The organism is Streptomyces sp. NPDC054961 (assembly GCF_053609145.1).
The window spans coordinates 23,485-43,699 of sequence record NZ_JBSGWY010000019.1; the positions used below are offsets into that span (position 1 = coordinate 23,485).

At 69.2% G+C, this 20,215-nt stretch carries 19 protein-coding genes and 1 pseudogene; 12 read left to right on the forward strand and 8 right to left on the reverse strand.

Annotated elements, in window-relative coordinates:
* Positions 1-4: 4 nt before the first annotated feature.
* On the reverse strand, positions 5-1,219 hold the full coding sequence (locus tag ACWF9Z_RS18635) for an RNA-guided endonuclease InsQ/TnpB family protein (protein WP_453603392.1): 1,215 nt from the start codon (positions 1,217-1,219) through the stop codon (positions 5-7).
* A gap of 51 nt (positions 1,220-1,270) precedes the next feature.
* On the opposite strand from ACWF9Z_RS18635, the gene tnpA reads away from it, so the two are divergent.
* Together tnpA and ACWF9Z_RS18645 are read left to right on the forward strand one after the other, a co-directional pair.
* Complete coding sequence (gene tnpA / locus ACWF9Z_RS18640) at positions 1,271-1,699, forward strand: IS200/IS605 family transposase (RefSeq protein ID WP_453603394.1); 429 nt, start codon at positions 1,271-1,273, stop codon at positions 1,697-1,699.
* An 890-nt stretch (positions 1,700-2,589) separates the two neighbouring features.
* A complete protein-coding gene (locus tag ACWF9Z_RS18645) occupies positions 2,590-3,756 on the forward strand; it encodes a pentapeptide repeat-containing protein (RefSeq protein WP_453603396.1) in 1,167 nt (388 codons plus the stop codon).
* Between the two features lie 138 nt (positions 3,757-3,894).
* Here ACWF9Z_RS18645 and ACWF9Z_RS18650 read toward each other — a convergent pair whose 3' ends face one another.
* The 3 genes and pseudogenes from ACWF9Z_RS18650 to ACWF9Z_RS18660 all read right to left on the reverse strand — a co-directional run.
* The gene (locus ACWF9Z_RS18650; RefSeq protein WP_453603397.1) at positions 3,895-4,755 is read right to left on the reverse strand and encodes an alpha/beta fold hydrolase; all 861 of its coding nucleotides are present in this window, start codon (positions 4,753-4,755) and stop codon (positions 3,895-3,897) included.
* Positions 4,752-5,345 (reverse strand): TetR/AcrR family transcriptional regulator, encoded by a 594-nt coding sequence (locus tag ACWF9Z_RS18655; protein ID WP_453603398.1) that lies wholly within the window; start codon positions 5,343-5,345, stop codon positions 4,752-4,754. Before ACWF9Z_RS18655 ends, ACWF9Z_RS18650 begins: the two co-directional genes overlap by 4 nt.
* A gap of 416 nt (positions 5,346-5,761) precedes the next feature.
* Positions 5,762-6,087 (reverse strand): annotated as a pseudogene (locus ACWF9Z_RS18660) (ISL3 family transposase); the annotation flags it as partial.
* Between the two features lie 65 nt (positions 6,088-6,152).
* On the opposite strand from ACWF9Z_RS18660, the gene ACWF9Z_RS18665 reads away from it, so the two are divergent.
* The 8 genes from ACWF9Z_RS18665 to ACWF9Z_RS18700 all read left to right on the forward strand — a co-directional run bounded on the left by ACWF9Z_RS18665 (position 6,153) and on the right by ACWF9Z_RS18700 (position 12,613).
* Positions 6,153-6,800, forward strand: coding sequence for a winged helix-turn-helix transcriptional regulator (locus ACWF9Z_RS18665; protein ID WP_453603400.1), 648 nt, complete (start codon positions 6,153-6,155; stop codon positions 6,798-6,800).
* Between the two features lie 76 nt (positions 6,801-6,876).
* On the forward strand, positions 6,877-7,701 hold the full coding sequence (locus ACWF9Z_RS18670; protein ID WP_453603401.1) for an alpha/beta fold hydrolase: 825 nt from the start codon (positions 6,877-6,879) through the stop codon (positions 7,699-7,701).
* A 280-nt stretch (positions 7,702-7,981) separates the two neighbouring features.
* Complete coding sequence (locus ACWF9Z_RS18675) at positions 7,982-8,296, forward strand: effector-associated constant component EACC1 (RefSeq protein WP_453603403.1); 315 nt, start codon at positions 7,982-7,984, stop codon at positions 8,294-8,296.
* Positions 8,293-8,598 (forward strand): hypothetical protein, encoded by a 306-nt coding sequence (locus tag ACWF9Z_RS18680; protein ID WP_453603404.1) that lies wholly within the window; start codon positions 8,293-8,295, stop codon positions 8,596-8,598. The genes ACWF9Z_RS18675 and ACWF9Z_RS18680 overlap by 4 nt, the downstream gene beginning before the upstream one ends.
* Positions 8,599-8,845: 247 nt before the next feature.
* The gene (locus ACWF9Z_RS18685; RefSeq protein WP_453603406.1) at positions 8,846-9,820 is read left to right on the forward strand and encodes an acyl-ACP desaturase; all 975 of its coding nucleotides are present in this window, start codon (positions 8,846-8,848) and stop codon (positions 9,818-9,820) included.
* Between the two features lie 25 nt (positions 9,821-9,845).
* Positions 9,846-10,103, forward strand: a complete 258-nt coding sequence (locus tag ACWF9Z_RS18690; protein WP_453603408.1) for a phosphopantetheine-binding protein — start codon at positions 9,846-9,848, stop codon at positions 10,101-10,103.
* On the forward strand, positions 10,093-11,316 hold the full coding sequence (locus ACWF9Z_RS18695; RefSeq protein WP_453603410.1) for a beta-ketoacyl-[acyl-carrier-protein] synthase family protein: 1,224 nt from the start codon (positions 10,093-10,095) through the stop codon (positions 11,314-11,316). The genes ACWF9Z_RS18690 and ACWF9Z_RS18695 overlap by 11 nt, the downstream gene beginning before the upstream one ends.
* A 133-nt stretch (positions 11,317-11,449) precedes the next feature.
* Entirely contained in the window at positions 11,450-12,613 is a 1,164-nt protein-coding gene (locus tag ACWF9Z_RS18700; RefSeq protein ID WP_453603412.1) for an acyl-ACP desaturase, read from the forward strand.
* Between the two features lie 354 nt (positions 12,614-12,967).
* On the opposite strand, the gene ACWF9Z_RS18705 is transcribed toward ACWF9Z_RS18700, so the two are convergent.
* Complete coding sequence (locus ACWF9Z_RS18705) at positions 12,968-14,299, reverse strand: wax ester/triacylglycerol synthase domain-containing protein (protein WP_453603414.1); 1,332 nt, start codon at positions 14,297-14,299, stop codon at positions 12,968-12,970.
* A 107-nt stretch (positions 14,300-14,406) separates the two neighbouring features.
* The gene (locus ACWF9Z_RS18710) at positions 14,407-15,900 is read right to left on the reverse strand and encodes a pyridoxal-dependent decarboxylase (RefSeq protein WP_453603416.1); all 1,494 of its coding nucleotides are present in this window, start codon (positions 15,898-15,900) and stop codon (positions 14,407-14,409) included.
* A 41-nt stretch (positions 15,901-15,941) separates the two neighbouring features.
* Here ACWF9Z_RS18710 and ACWF9Z_RS18715 point away from each other — a divergent pair, with 41 nt between their 5' ends.
* Together ACWF9Z_RS18715 and ACWF9Z_RS18720 are read left to right on the forward strand one after the other, a co-directional pair.
* Positions 15,942-16,856 carry a hypothetical protein gene (locus ACWF9Z_RS18715; protein WP_453603417.1) on the forward strand — a complete coding sequence of 305 codons (915 nt, stop codon included), beginning with the start codon at positions 15,942-15,944 and terminating at the stop codon, positions 16,854-16,856.
* A gap of 114 nt (positions 16,857-16,970) precedes the next feature.
* On the forward strand, positions 16,971-19,142 hold the full coding sequence (locus ACWF9Z_RS18720; protein WP_453603418.1) for an MMPL family transporter: 2,172 nt from the start codon (positions 16,971-16,973) through the stop codon (positions 19,140-19,142).
* A 159-nt stretch (positions 19,143-19,301) separates the two neighbouring features.
* Here the strand turns inward: ACWF9Z_RS18720 and ACWF9Z_RS18725 are convergent, their stop codons facing one another.
* Positions 19,302-19,733, reverse strand: coding sequence for an STAS domain-containing protein (locus tag ACWF9Z_RS18725; RefSeq protein WP_453603420.1), 432 nt, complete (start codon positions 19,731-19,733; stop codon positions 19,302-19,304).
* A 51-nt stretch (positions 19,734-19,784) separates the two neighbouring features.
* Positions 19,785-20,123 carry a MerR family transcriptional regulator gene (locus ACWF9Z_RS18730; protein WP_356652478.1) on the reverse strand — a complete coding sequence of 113 codons (339 nt, stop codon included), beginning with the start codon at positions 20,121-20,123 and terminating at the stop codon, positions 19,785-19,787.
* Between the last annotated feature and the right edge of the window lie 92 nt (positions 20,124-20,215).

The window sequence follows — 20,215 nt, forward strand, 5'->3', positions numbered from 1 at the left end:
CCTGTTACGCCGTGTTGGCGTTGCAGCGGGCCAGCCCGGCCCGGTTCAAGACGTTGATCGCGCCCACGGTGTCTGCGTGCGCGGTGTGGCCGCATGAGACGCAGTGGAACTTCTCCTGTGTGGGACGGTTTGCCTTCGCGGTGTGCCCGCATGGGGGACATGCGCGGGAGGTGTTGCGGGGGTCTACCGCGACGATTTTCCGGCCGGCGCTTTCAGCCTTGCTGGTGAGGATCGCGAGGAACACCCCCCAACCCGCATCGTGGATCGACTTGTTCAGTCCGGCCTTGGCGGTGGCCCCGTTGGACAGGAAGCTGTCCGCGTTGTCGGGGTCGGGCTTCGGCTTGGGGGCCCGCACCATGTTGGCGATCGACAGCTTCTCGTGCGCTATCGCGTCGTGGACGCGGACGAGCTGGAGTGCGGTCTTGTGCGCGTGGTCGAGCCGCTGGCGCCGTACCTTTGCGTGCAGCTCGGCGACTTTCCCGACGGCGGCGCGATGCTTCTTGCTCCGCTTGTCGCGGCGGACGCGGGGGAAGACGGCGAGTGCCCGCTGCGCCTTCGCCAGAGCTTGGGCGTTGACCTGGCCGTGGCGCGGGTTGGGGACGAACTCGCCGTTGGAGTCGGCCAGGAAGTTGGCGATCCCGACGTCGATCCCGACGGCGGAGCCCGTCGCGGGCAGTGGCTCGGGCTGGGGCTGGTCGGTGGTCAAAACCACGTACCAGCGCTTGCCCTCGCGCTTGAGCGACACGGTCTTGACCTTGCCGGCCACCGGCCGGTGCTGGTGGACCTTGACATGTCCCACGCCCTGGAAGCGGACGCGGGTCGCGCGGTGTGGGAGGGAGTCCCACCGGCAGCCGTCTCCGTCCTTGGGGAAGTCGACGGTGTCGAACCAGTTCACCCCGCGAAAGCGCGGGTATCCCGGCGTGTGGCCGGACTTGACGCGGCGGAAGAACGCGGCGAACGCCTTGTCGAGACGGCGCAAGGTGGCCTGCTGGCTGGAGAACGACCACCGGCCGTGACGCTCGAGGTCGAAGGCCCGGATGTCCTTGAGCTGCGCGGACTGCGTCCCGTACTTGATGCTCGTTCTCGAGGCGTGACGGTAGGCGTCGCGGCGTTCTTGCAATGCGCCGTTGTAGAGCGAGCAGTGATCGCGCAGCATCTCGCCGAGTGCGATCGCCTGACCCGTGGTGGGTCGCATGAGGAACTTGTACGCACGGATCATCCGGCCCACCCCCCCTTCGACGAGTCAACGCGATCATACTACGCTTGGCGTATGTCACCACGCTGGGCACCAGATCCCGACATCCGCAGGGGAAACCACGTCGTCCACAACCTGCACGTCCACTTGGTGTTCGTCACCAAGTTGCGACGCGGCATCTTCGATGACGCCATGCTGACGCGTTGCGAAGAGATCATGCGGGACGTGTGCGTCAGCTTCGGAGCAGAGCTACGGGAGTTCAACGGGGAAGGCGACCACGTCCACCTTCTGGTGCACTACCCGCCGAAGATCGCTGTCTCCAAGCTGGTCAACAGCTTGAAGGGCGTCAGCTCCCGCTACCTGCGCGCGGAATACACCGACCGAATCAACCTCATCGGAACGGGGTCGGTTTTCTGGGCACCCTCCTACTTCGCAGGGTCCTGCGGCGGCGCACCACTCGCCACCGTCAGGGAGTACATCGAGAACCAGAAACGGCCGACCTGACCGTCACCACGCAGGCGCAGAGCACTCTGGCGCATCGCGCCTCCGAGCCAAGGACCGCATTCCCGCCCGGCCTGAAGGCCTGGATCCCCAGCGAAGATCAGGGGGATGGGGATGATGCCGGACCCGCTGCTTCGTCGCCACGGGCTTTCGGCTGCGGGGTTGGGCTCGGAGCGGGCCCGCTACCTGGGCAGTTTCGAAGTGCGCTCCGGCAGGCAGTGCTGATGTAGCGCATGGCGGTCGGAGCGGGTCGGCGCGTTCGGCCGCCTCACTAAGGATACGGAACGCCCGTGCTCAGCGGATCTTGGGAAAGCCTTGTCGGGGTGGGCTGCCGCACCGCATCAAATACCCCGACGACGCCAACAACCGACATCCCAGACCACCCCTCCTCAACTCGGGAAACCAGCTATCTAAGCGGCATTGCTGCCCAACCCGGAACGGTTCACGATGACCCTCCTTCTCAGGCAGGACAAAGCCGTCGGTGTACGTATTCCGACGGCCGGCAGAGCGCTCGAACAACCGCATTGGTCACGACGAAGTACCCCGGGCTCGCCCAGCCGTCTTCCTTACTCACGAGCCCCGGACCGTCCCCGCGGTAGTAGCGGCGCAACAGGCGGCGCCGCAACGGAGTCCCAGCGACCAACAGAACCGGAGCGACGACGATTGCACCGGCCGTCACGGCGAACCGGACTGCCTGGATCCCGACGACGTTCTCTATCCGCATTGCTCCAGTCTGCCGATCAGAAGAGACTCGTTCCCCCGCTCTCACGGAATGTGTTCCAGAACCCCGATCTCACCTACGCAGCCAAGACGCCCTCAGCCTCTCGCCCAGGTGGGGGGAGGCGCGGTGTGGCGGGCGTGGCCATTCCGCCTCGGCGTGTGCCAATGATCAGATGACCGGGACCTCTGTCTTCGCCCGACTCCGCCGACACGCCCATCGGCGTGCCGCGCGGCGCCGCCTGCGGAACCGGCGCCGTCACGCCGCAGGTCCGGGATCCGGCGGCGGCCCGTCCTCCCGCCTTTCCCTGCTGATCCTGAGCCTGCCGGGGCTGGCTGCCGTGGCCGCGCTGCTCTTCACCTGGCTCCAGGTAAGCCAGAGCGGAAAGGAGCTGCGGATCGCCGAGGAGGGACAGATCACCAACCGCTTCAACGTGGCCATCGGCAACCTGGGATCGAGCTCCGTGGATGTGCGGCTGGGCGGCATCTACGCGCTGCAACGGATCATGAACGACTCGCCGCGCGACCAGGCCACCGTCGTGTCGGTGCTCTCCGCCTACGTCCGCCGACACGCTCCCGTGCCTACGCCCGCACCGATGGCCGATATCAGCGCGGCCATGAACGTGCTGGTGCGGCGCCGCCCGGAAGGCGACAAAGGGGTGGTGGAACTGGACCTGAGCCACACCGATCTGCGGAGCTGGAAACCCTCACTTCCCTACAAGGAGGCAACCATCCACCTGCAGGGAACGGTTCTCACAGGGGCGGATCTGAGCGATGTCAACCTGACCGGCGCAGATCTCTCCGAAGCCAGCCTGGACAAGGTGAACCTCAGCCGAGCAGATCTTTCCTTCGCGAGCCTCACCGGGGCGGCTCTCGACGAGGCACAACTGCGCGACACAGGATTCTGGGACGCGGACCTCACCGGCGCCGTCCTCTGTGCCGTGCGCACCGGGTGCGCGGACCTGACGGGGACAGACTTCATGAGTGCGGATCTGACCCGCGTTAACAGTGAGGGGGCGGATCTCAGGAAGGCGACGTTCTGCGGCGAATTCTTCGTGAGTCCCGTCGACAGCACCCAGGAACCGAAGGCCACGCCCACGTGTGCCACCCTGCGCGGCATCAAACTCGGCAGGGCCAACCTCTCGGGATTAGACCTGGCCGGGGCGGACCTGACCGAGGCGGACCTCACCAACGCCGACCTCACAAGAGCCCACCTCACCAAGGCCAACCTCTCCAAGACCGACCTGACAGGTGCGAACCTCACGGGCGCCGACCTCACAGGCGCCGAGCTCGGCGGCGCCACGCTCAAAGGGGTGCGGGGTCTCCCACCCTCCCTGCGCTAGCTGCCCCGTCGTCAGGGGCGGTCGTCAGCAGTGCCCAACCAGACCCAGACAGGTCACCCCGGCTTTGACGGCGCCCGAGAGGATCTCCCCGCGTACGGCCAGTTGCGAATGTGACTTCCGTACCACCTTCGGGGGGCGTCAACCGGCGCTGGTTCGGGGTTGGGCTCGGAATGCCTTCCGGAGGAGGAGCTCGCCGAACTCGGCAGGGTGCGTCGTCAGACCGGTGTGCCCGCCAGGGAAGTGCAGGAGTTCCCTGTCGAGGCGCTCGGCCAGGAAGGCGGCCGGACGGTAGGGCAGCTCGCCGCGTGAGTCCTGGCCGCAGGCGAGCACGAATCGGTCGGCCAGTGCCTCCAGCCGGTGGATGTCCGGAGCGTAGGACATGAAGCTTGGCACGATGCGCCCGACGAAGTAGGGCAGGTTGGCCATCGTCCGCTCGGCCCGGGCCGCTGCCTGCGGTGGCAGCTTGAGTTCGTCCATCGGCTGAGTGGTGTCGCCGTCCGTCTTCATACCGGCGGCGAACACGGCCATCGCCGGCAGGAGCCCCTCGGAGCGGAAGGTCTCCTGCACGCGCGCGATGAGCGCGCGATGTTCGAGGGCGTCCGGCAGGACCTCCACCAGCGGCGGTTCGTGCGCCACGAGACGCTCGATGCGTTCGGGGTGGGCGGTAAGCAGGTGCAGGGCGGTGATGGCGCCCGAGCTGGAGCCGAACACACGGGCTGGCTCGCCGGGCGACAGCAGGTCCATGATCCGCAACGCGTCGTCGGCGTGCTCGGCCACGTGCTGCTCGGCCTCGGGGTCGTCCAGCTTGCTTCGGGACATGCCGCGCGGGTCGTAGGCCGCGACGGTGTATTCGGCGGCCAGGTCGTCGGCGATGCCGTCAAATGATGCTGCGCCGCCAGCCCCTCCGGGGATCAGCAGCAGGAGCGGGCCCTGGCCACGCACTTCGTAGTGCAGGTTCGCACCGTTCACGCGCAGGCTGCCGATGGTCGGGGCGTTCATGAGGAGTCTCCTTCTCGGGACGGGGGCCAGTGCTCCAGGAGGGCGTGCAGGGCGTCGAGGGCGCGGATCCAGGAGCGCTGCGGTGAACGCTCGTGTGCGAACCCTCCCGTGGCCTCCAAGGCGACGAATCCGTGGAACGTGCTGCGCAGCAACCGGACCGCGTCGGTCAGGTCGGGTTCGGCCAGCCCGTAGCCGCGCAACATGGCGTAGGTCAGCTCGACTGCGCGCCGCGGTCCGGGAGCCTTTGCCGCCAGCTCAGGGTCGATCTGGATCGGGGTCTGCGTCGCCGTGTAGCGGCCGGGATGCTCGCGGGCGTATTCCCGCCAGGCGTTGGCGAACGCGACCAGCGCGTCCTTGCCCGCCCGCCCGGAGGTCGCCTCCGCGATACGGATGGTCTTCTCGTCCGCTGCCAGCAGTGCGATTCGTCCGCGCAGATCTTCAAGACCGCGGACGTGCGTGTAGAGGCTTGCGTCCTTCACGCCAAGCCGCCGCGCCAACTGCGACATCGTCACCTGGTCGAGTCCGACCTCGTCCGCCAACTCGGCGCCCGCGATCGTCACCCGCTCCGCCGTCAGCCCTGCCCGCGCCATGCACCCTCCCCATTGCCCTAGTAACCCTAGTTTTAAACTAGAGGCCCTAGGAATAGCAAGCAGGAGGCATCACTCACGCCGCCACTGCCCTGTGGGTGGCTCACCCTGCCCTTGACGCTCGGCGTGCATTGCCACCGGGGCTCCGCCATGCCGATCACCCACTGCGACAATCGCGGCCAGATAGCTCCCCGCCAAGTGGCCGCCAGCTGGGAAGCAGAACTGGCCAGCGACAGGCTCGCAGCCAGTCCTCCCGAAGCCCTGCCAGCCGGCTGGCGCGCCCACCCGCTCCTCCGCCACGACCAAGCACACACCCGCACTTCACCCCCGCCACACCTCCATTCACACCGCCCGCCGCGACGGCTCACCCCCGACCGGCTCACCGCACCCGCCCTACGGCGCGGGGCCGGACTTCACCTCGGCGCCGTGACCGCGGCGAGCACGGCGTCGTCACGGTCTCGCTCGAGGCCGCGGGAGAAGGCGTGCAGGTGTGGCAGGTCGGTGGTGCGAACCTGGCTGATCCAGTGAGCAACTGCGTCGGCGTTCTCGGTCCGGGGCTTCAGGAGGGGGGCGAAAGCCCGGATGGTGGTGGCCAGGTGGGTCATCTCGGGGCAGGCGGCGGTCAGCCGGTCCAGAGGGTCGCGATGTGTTCGGTCTCGAGGTTTTCGGGCCCGGTCAGAAGCGTCCGGACGAGTCCGCGCGGGGAGATGTGGCTGCGGTCGGCGTCCGCGCGGCCTTGGTTGGACAAGAAGTAGACTTGTCTTTTGCAAGTACACTCTTCCAATGGGGTTTTGAGTTAGGATCTGCATCATGGTGACTCGTGAGTACGGCCAGTTCTGCGGGCTTGCTCGCGCCTTGGAGATGGTCGGCGAGCGGTGGACCATGCTGATCGTCCGCAACCTGCTGACCGGACCTCTCCGCTACACCGACCTGCGCAACGGCCTTCCGGCCATCCCCACCAACATCCTGTCGAGCCGCCTCAAACAGCTTGAGGAGGGCGGCTTGGCCACCCGTCGCGCGCTGCCGCACCCCCATCGCGCAGTCGTCTACGAGCTCACCGACTACGGACGTGACCTCGAACCGGCCCTCATCGCGCTGGGGCGCTGGGGCGCACGGACGATGAGCCAGCCCCGCCCCGGCGAGGTCATCACCGCCGAGTCGTTGGCCATGTCCTTGCGCACCACATACCGGCCGGATGCCGCCGAAGGAGCCACCATCGGCTATGAGATCCGCATGGGCGATTTCACTCTCCAGCTGCAGATCACGGATGGGGCACTGGCCGTCGGCATCGGGCAGCATCCAGCCCCCGACCTGGTCATGGAGCGGCTCACCGGCCATGCGATCCGTGACCTGATGAGCGGAGGCAGATCAGCGGACGAGGTGCTCGCCGACGGCAGCGTGCGCGTGGAAGGCGATCCGGCACTGCTCCGCCGGTTCGCCGAGATGTTCCGCTTCTGAGCCGCCTCGATGCGCCGCGCCTGTACCAGGGGCACGCCAAGGCACCCGACCTGCTGATCACCCGAAGGGCCAACTGATGGAATGGACAGAGCGCACCGTACTGCGCGACCGGGTCCGGCTCTCCTGCCGTGACTGGGGCGGCAAAGGGCCAGCGGTGGTCATGCTCCACGGACTCGCCGGCCACGCGGGCGAATGGGACGCCACGGCCCGGAACCTGAGTGATCGGTACCGGGTCATCGCCGTCGACCAGCGCGGCCACGGGACCAGCGAGCGTTACCCCCATGACCGCTCACGCGCCGCATACGTCGCAGACGTCGTCGCCGTCCTTGATCAGCTGGAACTCCGGCGGCCCGTACTCGTGGGCCAGTCCCTCGGCGGCCACACGGCCATGCTCACCGCCGCCGCGCACCCCGATCTCGTCCGTGCGCTCGTTCTGGTCGAAGCCGGTCCCGGCGGATCGAGCCCGGAGGCCGTCGCCGAGATCGGCTCATGGTTCGACTCGTGGCCGACGCCCTTCCCGTCGAGAGAGGCGGCCGTGGAGTTCCTCGGCGGCGGCCCGGTCGGCGAGGGCTGGGCCGCCGGACTGGAGCAACGCGACAGCGGATGGTACCCCCGCTTCGACCGTCACGTGATGGTCGACTCTCTGTCCGAGAACGCCCAACGGACCTACTGGGGCGAGTGGGCCGACGTCACCTGCCCGACTCTGGTCGTACTCGGCCAATCCGGCATCATCACGCCGGAGGAATCCGCAAAGATGCTTCAGCAGCGCCCGGGGACCGTGGCCCTGAGCGTCCGGGGAACGGGGCACGACCTCCACTTGGAACAGCCCGACGCCCTGCGAGAAGCCCTTCAGCGGTTCCTCCGGGACATCACCGGACCTTCTGCCTGCAAGCAAACGTGACCCAAGGCATCCAGCTGCGGCACATGGACGTGTCGGCAAACGAAGGCCCCCGATCTCGTGGAGCAGGACAGTCCACCAGACCTTCACGGCACATCCCGTCGGGCGGGCGCTTGCGGCGACGTCGCCGCCCGCCCGGCGAACACCGTAATGCGAACGCGAACAGCAGTGAATAGCTTACCAGTTCCTCTGTTCCGTCGGTAACTTAACCGCTGTCTGTGATCGACTGCGGGGCCGGGTTACGGCCGAGTAGGCGCCTCCGCCGCCCGGCAAGCTGGGGCCGGTGCTTGAGACGCTGGTCGTGGCCTTGGTCCCTGGCGGCGCCGTGACCGCGTTCTCCGTGGCGGTCCTCGCCTGGCTGCGGACGCGACGTGGCGACGTGCGGGTCAAACTGACGCTTCCGGGGCGTCGCTCGCTGGAGCTGACTGCCCGGCACGTCTCCGGGCTGGACGCCGAAACGCTGCGCCGGCAGGTTGCCGACATGGCGGACGCTTTGACCAAGGAAGGCGCGGAGGGCGAGGTCGAGGCGATCACGGAGACCGCCGAGGGCGGGAACGGTGGCGAGGCAGGCGGAACCGGTCGGCGTGATCTCCGGTGACCAGCCTGTCCGGACCCGGTGTACGCGTCCTGCTCATCGCCACGTCCACTCCGCACCTGCCCTCCGTGCCCTCGGTGGCGCGCACGTTCGAGGACCTGCGGACGGTGTTCACCGAACGGTGCGGGGTCCACCTGGACCGGTTGCGCCTGCTGCTCGATCCACCCGACGCGCGGTCCATGGCAGAGGCAGTCGCGGAGGAGGGACAGCGGGCGGACACCGTCCTGCTGGTCATTTCGTCGGGCATCGTCTGCTGGGCCCGGGCGGGGAGCTCCATCTGGCGGCCAGTGGGACCGATCGGCTGACGCCCGGCATGGCGGGGCATCAGGCGCTGTCGTTCACAGCGCTGCGGCAGGCCCTCGAAGTCAGCCGGGCTGCATCGGTCGTCCTCGTTCTCGACTACTGCTTCTCGGGGCGTGTCTCGTGGCACGTCGCGCGGAGGGTGTCGGCGCCAGTACACCAAACGGGTGAGTGATCGTTTCTGGTGAGCGCCGTATGCGTTTGCAGTCTGCGGACAGGCATGTCCCCGCAGAGGAAGAAGGGCACGGGTGGATGACCGAGGCTGATGCCGAGGCGGAGCGCGTCCTGCGGGAGTTGGAGCCGGTGGTGGAGCGACTCCTCGAACGGCACCTGGCCGCCGCCCGTGACTGGTTCCCTCACCAGTACGTGCCGTGGAGTGCGGCACACGACTACGACGGCCCACTGGACGGCACGGCCTGGTCACCGGAGCAGACAGCACTGCCTCAGGCCGTACGGGACGTGCTGGTGGTCAATCTGCTGACCGAGGACAACCTGCCCAGCTACCACTTCGAGATCGCCACCCGGTTCGGACGGGACGGTGCCTGGGGCACCTGGGTACACCGGTGGACGGCCGAGGAGGACCGGCACGCCTCGGTCCTGCGCGCGTACGTCCACGCCCGCCGCGTCGTGGACCCCGTCGCCCTTGAAAATCTACGGATGCGGCACGTCGGCACCGGTTACCGCTCCGGTGCGACCACGCCTCTGCACGCGCTGGCCTACGTCACCGTCCAGGAACTGGCGACTCGGCAGGCCCACCGGAACGCCGGGGCAGCCTGTGGGGACCGGGCCGGGGAGCAGCTGATGGCGCGGATCGCGGCTGATGAGAACCTGCACATGCTCTTCTACCGGGACCTGTTCGCCGACGCGCTCGCCCTGTACCCCGGCGCAGCACTCGCCGCCTTGGCCGATGTCCTCGAACACTTCGAGATGCCCGGTGCGACGATCCCTGGCTTCCGGAGACGCGCGGCGCGCATCGCGGCATCCGGCATCTACAACCTGGACGTCCACCTCGATCACGTGGTGGCCCCCCTTGTACGGGCGCTGAAGGTCACCTCTCTAGCCGGCCTCGACACGGTCGGCGAGCAGGCGCAGGAACGCTTGGGTGCGCATGTGGAGCAGCTCACCGTACGGGCGGCCCGAGCTCGGGAACTGTTCGAGCGCTTGGAGGCCACGAGTCGTTCATCGGAACGAAGACCGGAGGTGAGTGCAGCGGACCTCGCACAGTAGAAAACTTTCGCAGGAGGAACCAGACATGACCCACGCCGCATCCAACGCCCTTCCCGAGCAACTTGCAGCCCTCGTCAACGAGCAGTTGGGCGGCGAGGCACAGGCCCGGCACCTCACGCCGGACCTCACCTTCGAGAGTCTCGGCATGGACTCCCTGGCCCTGATGGAACTGGTCGTGGCGGCGGAGGAGCGATTTGGGATCGTGCCCTCCGAAGAGGCTATGGACCTGGCCCCGTCCGCCACTCTCGCCGACGCCGCCCGTGCCTTCGCCGATGTCCGCTGACGTCGCCATCACCGGACTCGGGCTCGTCACCCCGGCTGGGCACACGCCTGAGGAGAACTGGGCGGCTCTGTGCCGGGGCCGGTCGCTGGCCGCCCGGGACCCCGAACTCGCCGGTCTACCTGTTGACTTCTCCTGCCAGGTGACCGGACTCGACGCCGCGCCGGGGCTCGGCCCGCCGCTGGCCCGGCGGGTGGGACGGTTCATCCAGTTCGCTCTCCTCGCCGCCCGCCGGGCAGTCATCGACGCCGGTCTGCCCACGGACGTCGGACTCGGCGAACGGGTCGGGGTCGTGCTCGGCGTCGGATCGAACTGCCTGAGCACATACATCACCGAGTTCGGCCATCTCGGCGCGGACCGGCCGGTGCGCGTCTCGCCGCTCGCGCTGCCGCGCAGCGTGCCGAGCATGGCCGCCGGTGAGGTCGCCATGGACCTCGGCGCCCAGGGCCCCAACTTCACCACCGCGAGCGCCTGCGCGTCGGGGGCGACCGCGATCGGGGTGGCACGCGATCTGCTGCGGTCGGGAACCTGCGACATTGTGCTGGCGGGCGGCAGTGAATCGGGCCGTTCCCGTATGACGGCCACCTGCTTCACCCGGATGCGCGCGCTGTCGCCGCGCCGCGACGAACCCGAGCTGGTCAGCAGGCCGTTCGACGTGGCTCGGGACGGGTTCGTCCTCGGTGAGGGCGCGGCCGTCCTCGTATTGGAACGGGCCGCCGACGCCCGCGCCCGGCAGGCCGAGGTACTGGCCCTGCTGCGCGGGTACGGTGCGGGTTCCGATGCCTATCATCCCGTCGCCCCGCATCCACGGGGTGACGGCGCCGTCCGCGCCATCGTGGCCGCCCTCAAGGACGCGGGGTGCAGCCCTCACGAGGTGGGACACGTACAGGCGCACGGCACTTCCACCCGGCTTGGCGACAGGGCGGAAGCCGCAGCCCTGGCGCGCGTCTTCGGCGACGCCACGCCTCCAGTCACGGCGTCCAAGGGGGTGATCGGACACTCCCTGGGGGCGGCGGGCGCCATCCAGGCGGCGTACACGGTTCTCGCGTTACGCCACGGAACGGTCCCGCCCATCGCGAACTTCCAGCAGCAGGACGGCGAGCACATGCTGGACATCGTGACCGGGGCGCCTCGTCCGGTCACCACCAACACGGCCGTCAGCTGCGCCTTCGGTTTCGGCGGGCAGAACGCGGTCCTGGTGCTCAGCAGAACGTAGCTTTCTCGGCCATCCGGGCCACACCGCCGGGCTGCTCTCGTCCGGCCGTGCTTCCCCAGGCCGTCCACGGCGGCCCCCGCCTCATCGCCGGCGTGGAGCCGGGGTTCGCCGTCGAGCTGGACCCGACCCGGCGGTGACGGTCCTGGCATTGGGCCCCGAGACACCGGAGGTTGCCGGCATCGAACGGGTGAAGGTCCAGGAGCAGCACCCGCAGGTGCCGCTGCGCGGGGAGGACGGGCATCGCGTGACACCCCTGTCGGAGGCCGGACAAGAGGCGCTCCGCAGGCCGAATCCCTTTGGAGTAGCCATGGACCGCTGTCAGGCACCTCGTCGTGACATCAGCCTGCTGCGTGAGCTCGAGCCGGTGGTGGCGAAGGCGGTGGACGCCCACTTGGAGAGCGCGGACGACTGGTATCCCCATGAGTACACCCCCTGGAGTCGGGGCACCGATTTCGACGGTGTGTTGGGCGGGACACCGTGGGATCCGGAACAGGGCACTCTCCACAAGGCAGCGCGGGATGGTCTGGTGCACAACCTCCTCAGCGAGGACAACCTGCCGAGTTACCACCGGGTGATCGCCGAGCTCTTCACCCGGGACGGCGCCTGGGGAACCTGGGTCAATCGTTGGACAGTCGAAGAAGGCCGCCACAGTATCGCCATTCGCGACTACCTCATGGTCACTCGCGCGGTTGATCCCGTCGCCCTGGAGAACGACCGAACCGCCCACGTCCAGAACGGCTGGGGCATGGATTACGGCGACGACGTCGTCGCTTCCCTGGTCTATGTGACCCTCCAGGAACTCGGCACCCGCGTCTCCTACCGCAACATCAAGCTGCAATGCGGCGACGCGGCCTGCGAGGCAATGCTCAACCGCATCGCCAAGGACGAGAACCGGCACATGCTCTTCTACCGCAGGGTGCTGTCGGCAGCCATGGACCTGCATCCGGACCGCACCGTACGGGCTGTGGCAGATGTCGCCGCCTCCCTCCGTGCGCCCGGCCACAGCGCCCCCGGCTACGCACGGCTGGCCCAGTCGATGGCCCGATCCGGTATCTACAGTCCTGTCACCCACTACGAAGAGGTCTTGCAGCCCCTCGTGCGCTTCCTGGGCATCTTCGACGCCAGTGGCCTGCGCCCGGACGGTGAACAGGCACGGGAGGACCTCGCGGCCGTACTGGAGCACTCCGCTGCCCAGGCCGCACGGTTCGCCCGCATCTTCGAATCCTCAGCCCCGTCCAGCCAGGCCCGGTTCACTGAACAGGGCTGCAGATCCGCGACGCTTTCGGCAGAGACGTAAGTCGCGAATCGCCAAGCGGGCCACCGCATCGACGTCGCACCACGGGCGGCGGGTCGCACACCTCCGGCGTGGTCCAGTTGGCCCGTCCGCAGGTGTGGGAGAGCTCGACGACTCCGGCGCGGCCGCATGCGGTGCAGGCCCGCATCAGGTCGAGCACCCGTCACCCGTCTCGTTCAGGCCGCCGATGGTGCGGGCTCAGAACGTCTCCTCCCCCTTGTCCCGATCCGCGACCGACACCGGGGCGGCTTCGCTGTTGAGGAACACGATCTGCCGGCCGAGCGTGAGGTGCCCGGTCTGATGCGACTCGGATGCAGGCCGGGTGCCGAGCGCGCCCGGGTACCCGTACTGCTCCCGTTACGCGTCTCGTTCGGCACTGCTTGTCACGACGCGTTCCGCTGTGTCCGTTGCCGGATCCGAGACGGTGCTGGGCATGGAGGCTGTGGCAGGGCGGGGCTGTCTGAAAGCACCTTCAAGCGCTTCGAGCTCGGCGAGCCAGCGGGCGGGGAGTTCGTCGATGTCGGGCAGGCTGGGGTCGGCGACGACGGCCAGATGCGCGGCTCCGGCGTATTCACCCAGGCACACCGACAGGTGGTGTCCTGCGGGCAGGAACATCAGCGGCAACAAGGCGCGGGTGCTGCGATCGCCGAGTCGAAGGGGCCGGGCGGGGCCGGGGACATGGGTGACCACCATGGTGGTGCGCCGCGGGTGCAGGATTCGTGCCAGGGCTCTGCCGTGCCAGCGCGTGGGCAGGAAGTCGAACAGAACATCGGCGTCGGGATCGCGGTGGCTGATCCGGATGTTCCTCGTGGCCAGGCGCGTGGCGGTCAGGCGCTCGGCGGCGGTGGGCAGGTGGCAGGGCAGGATGACGGGAACACCGCGGTGGAAGTTGCCCAGCGCGGCGTTCATGTCGCCGCGCCGGGTGTTGAGGGGGACCGTCACCCGTACGGTGCCTGTGGTCCGGTCAGGCAGCCAGGGCCGCAGGGCGCCGGCGAGGGCTGCCAGGTAGACGTCGTTGAGACTGACACCGCCTTCCCGGGCAATGGCCTTCATGCGAGGCAGGGGGGTGTGGGCCCACAGGCGTCGAGGTGGTCCGGTCGGGGCCTGGACCCCTGCGGGGCCGAGGCCGATGGCGTGCGCGGACAACATGAGGTCGGCGGCCGCTCGCATCAGGGCACGCACGCGGCCAGCCGTCCAAGAGGGCGAGGGCCTGGGGGCTGTGGGGCGGGGGGACATGCCCGGTTCGCCCAGCGCGGCGAGTGTGATTCCGATCAGCGACATGCCGTCCAGGAGGCCGTGGTGAGCGCGAAGGAGTAGGGCGTACTCGTTGTCACGGTGCCCGTGAAGCAGGGTCATGCCCCAGGTGACGTCCGTGAGCGGCCGGGCGCACAGGCGCTCGATCGCCGCGTGCAGCGCGGTGTCACCGCCGTGCTCGGGCAGCGTCAGCTCCCGAAGGTGTTCGGCGGGTGCAGTGGGACCGCCCGTGTTCGCGCCTGGCGGGCGGGCCCGCGCGCTCAACGGCGGATGGGCCGCGCGCACCAATTCGATCAGCGCGTGCAGTTCGACGGTGGATGGCGTGCGGCCGGTGATCACGGCCACTCCGCCGATCTCCATACTCGTGTGCGGGTGCGCCGCACCGTAGGCGAACCAACGCTCGCCCGCCGTGGTCGCGTCGTCATGGTCGTGCACGGTGTTCTCCGCTGAGGGTCGTTTCGCATGGCGATGATGTACGGGGTACGCGCAGGGCGCGCATGCCCAGCGGGCGAGTTCCGGCGGGGCTCCGGTGCAGCCGGAAGTCACCGATCCAGGACGTCGGGGGCGCCTACTGAGGCCGTCGGCGGTGTGGGGGATGGTGCGGGCTGTTCGCCGGGGATCGCGGCGGCGATCTCTTGCACCAGTGCCCAGGCGTTGCGCACGGACGTCTGGGACACCAGGCGCGAGCCCAGGGCCGCGCGCAGGACGTAGCGTCCGTTGACGGTCGTGGGCGTCACCAGGATCTGGTGGGTGGCGTCGAGATCGGTGCGCAGGCGCTGTGTGCGGGCGTTGTCGCCGACGAGGCGGAAGCACACCAGCCCGAGGGAATGCGAGACCAGTTCGAAGTCAGGGCTGTCGCGGACCAGGTCGGCGAACAGCGCGGCGTGGGAGAGCTGTTCGCGGATGTGCGCGCGCAGGCCCTCGACGCCGTGGGTGCGCAGAACGAACCACAGTTTCAGGGCGCGGAAGGGGTGCATGAGCGGCACCTGCCAGTCCCGGAAGTCGGTGACGCCGCCTGCGTCGCTGGCCTGGTTGCGCAGGAAGTCGGGGCGGATGTCCATGGCGGCGGTGAGGCTGTGCCGGTCGGCCACCCACATGGCGTCGCAGGGCGGTCCCGTGAGCAGCCACTTGTGACAGTTCACAGCGTAGGAGTCGGCGTGCTCGACGCCCTCGTTGATCCAGCGGTTCTCCGGGCAGACGGCGGCCGACCCGGCGTACGCGGCGTCCACGTGCAGCCAGACCCCGAACTCGCGGCACACCGCGGCGATCGCGCCGACCGGGTCGATGGCGCAGGTGCCCGTGGTGCCGACCGAGGCGATCACGACCGCGGGAACGGTGCCTGCGGCGCGATCGGCTGCCAATTGCTCGCGCAGGGCGCTCGGGTCCATCTCGCAGGTACCCGCCGTGGTGGCGATCAGGGTCGGTTCCCCCAGGCCGGCGATGCGCGAGGCCTTGGGGACGCAGGAGTTCGCCTGGTCGGTGCAGTACAGGCGGTAGCGCCCCTCGGTGCCGTGCTCGCGCCAACGCCCGCCGGAGGCCCGGTACAGAGCGGCCACAACAGCCACGAGCACCGCCGAGGACGCGGAGTCCTGCAGGACTCCGCCGCCCTCGCTGGTGCTGAGGAACCGCTCCGGAAGGCCCAACGCGACCGCCAGATGGTCCAGGACGGCTTCCTCAAGTTCGGTGGCGGCCGGCCCCGTCGACCACATCATGTGCTGAACCGCCAGGCCTGAGGCCAACAGCTCGCCGACCACAGACGCGGGGCTCGTCTGGGTCGGGTAGTAGCCGAGGAAGGAAGGGTGCTGCCAGTGCACGAGCCCGGGCATCACCACACGCTGTACATCGGCCAGGACATCCCGGATCGGCTCGCCGTGCACCGGAACGCAGTCGGGCAGCATCGCGCGCACGTCCCCTGGGTGAAGGTCCGGCGTCACCGGCAGGCGTTCCTCACGCAGATCTTCCCAGTAGTCCTCCAGGATCGCGGCGACCTCGCCGATCGCGCTGCGAAACGAATCATCACCATGAGTCACTGACATGCCCGGTAACGTATCGCATAAAAACTAGTGAAATGGCCCAGATGACAAGCGAATCCGTGGTGTGGCTCGCCCCGCCTCAGCACCTGCCCCACGGCCTGGAGACCCTGCGCGAGGCCGCGACCCGAGCCGACCGTCACCACACCCCCGGGCACCGCCGGCTCCCCCAACGCGACCGACGCGAAGCCGCGTTCGACGAATACTTCGCGGTCGCGCGTTGCCCCTGCGCCCCTGCGCCCCTCTTGGTCAACGCCCTCGACGACGCCCTCGCCACCGTACGGGCCCTCTCCCTGCACCCAGACGGATCCGTAACGGAGCCCGACCTCGATCTCGCCGCGCACGCGGCCGGACTGATCCCGCGAACGGACCGCTCCGGACCCGGGAGGCAGGCCACCGTACGCCAACGATGGATCCAGGGACACCAGCTCTTCTTCGCCCTCACCCAGGCCACCGTCGTCGCCCTGCGGCATGCGCTTCGCGCCCCCTCACCAGCAGATTCCGCCCACGGCCTGGAAAGCGCCGCTCACTTCCTGCGCGCCAGTGCGTCCGCCCTGCGCATCACCGCGTCCTTCGGCGCACAGGACTACCACGACACCGTCCGGCCCTCGATGGCCCCGCCACAGGCTCCCCAGGGGTTCTCCGGACTATGGTCGGCGGATCACCGCGTCCTGGTGCAGAGCCTGCGCGAGTGGGGCCTGGCCGCACCGACGAGGCCCTCCACCTTGCGGCCCGCCCACCGTCGACTGGTCGAGGTCCTGACGGACGTTCACCACGCCCACATGGGCGTCTGCTCGCGCTTCGTCGGCTCCGGACCCTCCCTGCTCCGTGGCGCGGAACCGGGGGTGCACGTCCTGGACCGCCTGTGCCAGCGGCGCCGCTCGACTCTGGACGCCGCACCCGCTGCAAGGCCGACCCGACTGCCCGACACCGGGGACGAAAATCTCACCCTTCACCACTGAGCCCATCCTTGACACGCCCGGAGCGCGCAGGGGAAGACGGCTCGGTTCGGCTCCTGGCGAGCCTTTCGGCCAGGAACAACATCACCGTTGTGCGGGTCGGTCGTTAGGGAGGGCATGCCGGTACGCAGCGGGAACGGGACGAACGGGACAGGAAGGGTGGCGTGGTGGGCGTCCCGGTCGTGGTGGGTGGTGGCGTGCGCGGCGGTTGCGCTGGTCGCGGCGATCCTGAGCCTTCCAGCGGTGTCCGGTGCTTTCGGTGCTGGAGGAACCATCGCCACAGGCACCGAGTCGGCCAGGGCTCAGACGCAGGTTGAGCTGCTGGGTGTCGGCACCCCGGATCTGGTGCTCGCTCTGACGATGCGCGACGGTGGCACTCGCCCGGCGGTTGCATCCGGGGTCGTCGCCCGCGCGCTGGCGGACGATCCGGCTGTGCGCACGGTGCACTCGGCTGCCTCGGGAGATCCATGGCTGCTTTCACGTGACGGACGCTCCGGATTGGTGACGGTCTCGCTGTCGGGCAGCGACGCGGACCGCAAGGAAGCCGCATTGCGCCTGGTGCCCAAGGCGCGAGCGGCGGCGCCGGGGATGCGGGTGGACGCGAGCGGAGCCTCATGGGCGACGGCCGAGATCGACCAGCAGGGCGGGGCCGATCTGCTGAAGGCAGAACTCTGGGCCGCGCCCCTCATCCTGCTCCTCCTCTTGCTGACCTACGGTTCATGGGCTGCGGCCGCGCTGCCCCTCGCAGTCGCAGTCCTGGCCGTCGTCTGCAGTGCGCCGCTGCTGGGTCTGCTGGCCCACGTGACGGATGTCTCCGCATTCGCGGTCAACGCGGCCGCGGCTATCGGCTTCGGTCTGTCGATCGACTTCACCTTGTTCGTTCTCGCCCGCTACCGCGAAGAACACTCGAAAGGCATGCCGCGCACCCGGGCACTGGAAGTGGCACTCGACACCTCCGGGCGCTGCGTGTTCTGTTCGGCTGTAGTGATCTCTTCATGCCTGGTGGCGGTGGCCGCCATCCCCGTTCCGCTGCTGCGCGCACTGGCCCTTGCGGGTGTGGCGGTGACGCTACTGGCGGCGCTGGCCGCGTTGACGGTCCTGCCGGCCGCGTTGACCCTGTTGGGTGATCGCGTCGACGGCGCCGACCCGCTGCGCCGGCTGCGCCGGGCTCCCATTGAGGGGGCCAGCCGGTTCTGGCGCGACCTCGCCCGCCGTGTCACCGCCCGGCCCGTTGTGGCGGGCGCAGGGGCGCTGGCGGTGCTGATCATGATGACGTGGCCGGCCATGGGTCTGCGCTTGGGCGCGATCGACGAACGGACGCTGCCCTCGACGGCCTCGGCCGCCGCTGCCGCCGAGGCCGTGCGCGGGCGCTTCGAGGTACCCCCGGAGCAAGTCCAGGTGGTGGTGCTGGAACGTCCGGACGCGGGCCTCGGGAATTACACGGCCGCCGTGACCCGGCTGCCGCATGTGGGTGCGGTGCGCGTTGTGCCCACCTCTGCGGCGGGCCCTGGGCAGGCGGCGCCGAAACAGCGCCCGGCGGTGGTGCTGGTGGCAGCAACGGTGGGACCCGACACGCCCCAGGCGGCGCGCTTGGTCGATGAGTTGCGGAAGACTCCCGCTCCGGGCCCGGTCCTGGTAGGAGGTCGGGCTGCGCAGATCACCGACACCACAGACGCGGTGCGCGGCGCGCTGCCCTGGGTGGTGGTGGCGATGTGCCTGTTCCTGCTGGCCGCGCTCACCGTGTTCACCCGCAGTGCAATGGCCCCCCTGAAGGCGCTCGTAGTGGCCGTCGTCAGCTTGGCTGCCGTTCTCGGATCAATTGTGTGGATCTTTCAGTACGGACACGGGGCGGACACGCTGGGCGGGTTCACGCTCGCCGGTTCCCTCGACGCGAGTCTGCTGCTGTTCACACTGGCCGTGGCGTTCGGCCTTTCCATCGACTACGAGATCTTCCTCCTCGGCAGGATCAGGGAGGAGTTCGACCGCAGCCTGGACAACCGGGCGGCCATCGTCACGGGCATCTCCCGCACCGGCCGGCTGATGACCTCGGCCGCGGCGGCCCTTGCCATCTCCACCGCAGCCATCACGACCTCCCACGTCACCATCCTCAAGCTCATGGGCGCGGGCATCGCCTCCGCGGCGATCGTCGACGCGATCCTCGTCCGCGGAATCCTCGTCCCCGCAGTCATGGCACTTCTCGGTCCCGCCAACTGGTGGAAGCCCGCACGCATCAGCCGACAACGTCGTCGCGGCCCGCGGACCGCGACAAGTGAAGCCGCGGCAGGCTGACCGCCCGGCTACCAGAACGGCCCGTTCGCCGCTCCGCGCTGCGGCCGGACACCACACCGCCCCCGGGGGTGCGCCCCGCGAAGGAACTTCCTTCCCGCATTCCCGCATTCCCGCTGACCGTCGAGGGCCGGGGGTCCCAGCGGCCTGGCCATACTCCGTTCAACGCGCAACCACCTGTGCGGCCACCCCGTTTCCGAAATGGCGTGCGGTCCCGGAGGCCGCGGCCCGCCGGCGTTGCTCCCGCCGCCTGGGGCTCCGCTCGGCCGGTCGCGGTGTGAGGCCGAGGTGCGCGGTGGTGGCGGTGGCGTCCAGGACCCGGGCGACGACAGGCTGGAGCGGGCCGCTGAGGTGGAAGCCGGCTTCCGCTCGGGCCGCTTCGGCCTTCGCCCACAACAGGGCCCTCAGGCCGGAGCAGTCGCAGAAGGACACGCCGCTGATGTCGATGCGCAGCAGGGCCGGGTGGCTGTCGAGGGATTGGCGGACCGCGTCGCGTACGGCCGGCGCGGTCGCCACGTCGAGTTCCCCGGCGAGGCGGACCAGGCCGTGACCGGCGACAACGGTGAGGAGGGACTGGCGAGGGAGCGGGATCACGCCCGGCTCCCGCGGCCCGCTCTGTCCGGACGGTGCATCGGCTCTGCCTCCTCAGGCCGCGGCCGGTGGGTTCGCCAGTCCGGAGACGCGCCGGTACTCGGCGTTGATGCGCTGCGCTTCTACGAGTTGGTCTTCGAGGATGACGATCCGGCACGCGGCCTCGACCGGCATGCCCTGGTCGACGAGCTCACGGGCGCGGGCCGCGATGCGCAGCTGGTAGCGGGAGTAACGCCGGTGACCGCCGGTGGAGCGCAGCGGGGTGATCAGGCGGTGCTCGCCGATCGCGCGAAGGAAATTCTGGGTGGTGCCGAGCATGTCGGCAGCCCGGCCCATCGTGTAGGCGGGGAAATCATCGTCATCGAGACGGCCAAGCATGTCGCCTGCGGTCATTTCACCTCTCTGTGGAACATGCGGAGGGGGGCGGGGGGGGGAGGGGCGAGCTCGCCGCCACCGGAGCAACTCTCCACTCGCCCTCCCCGCGC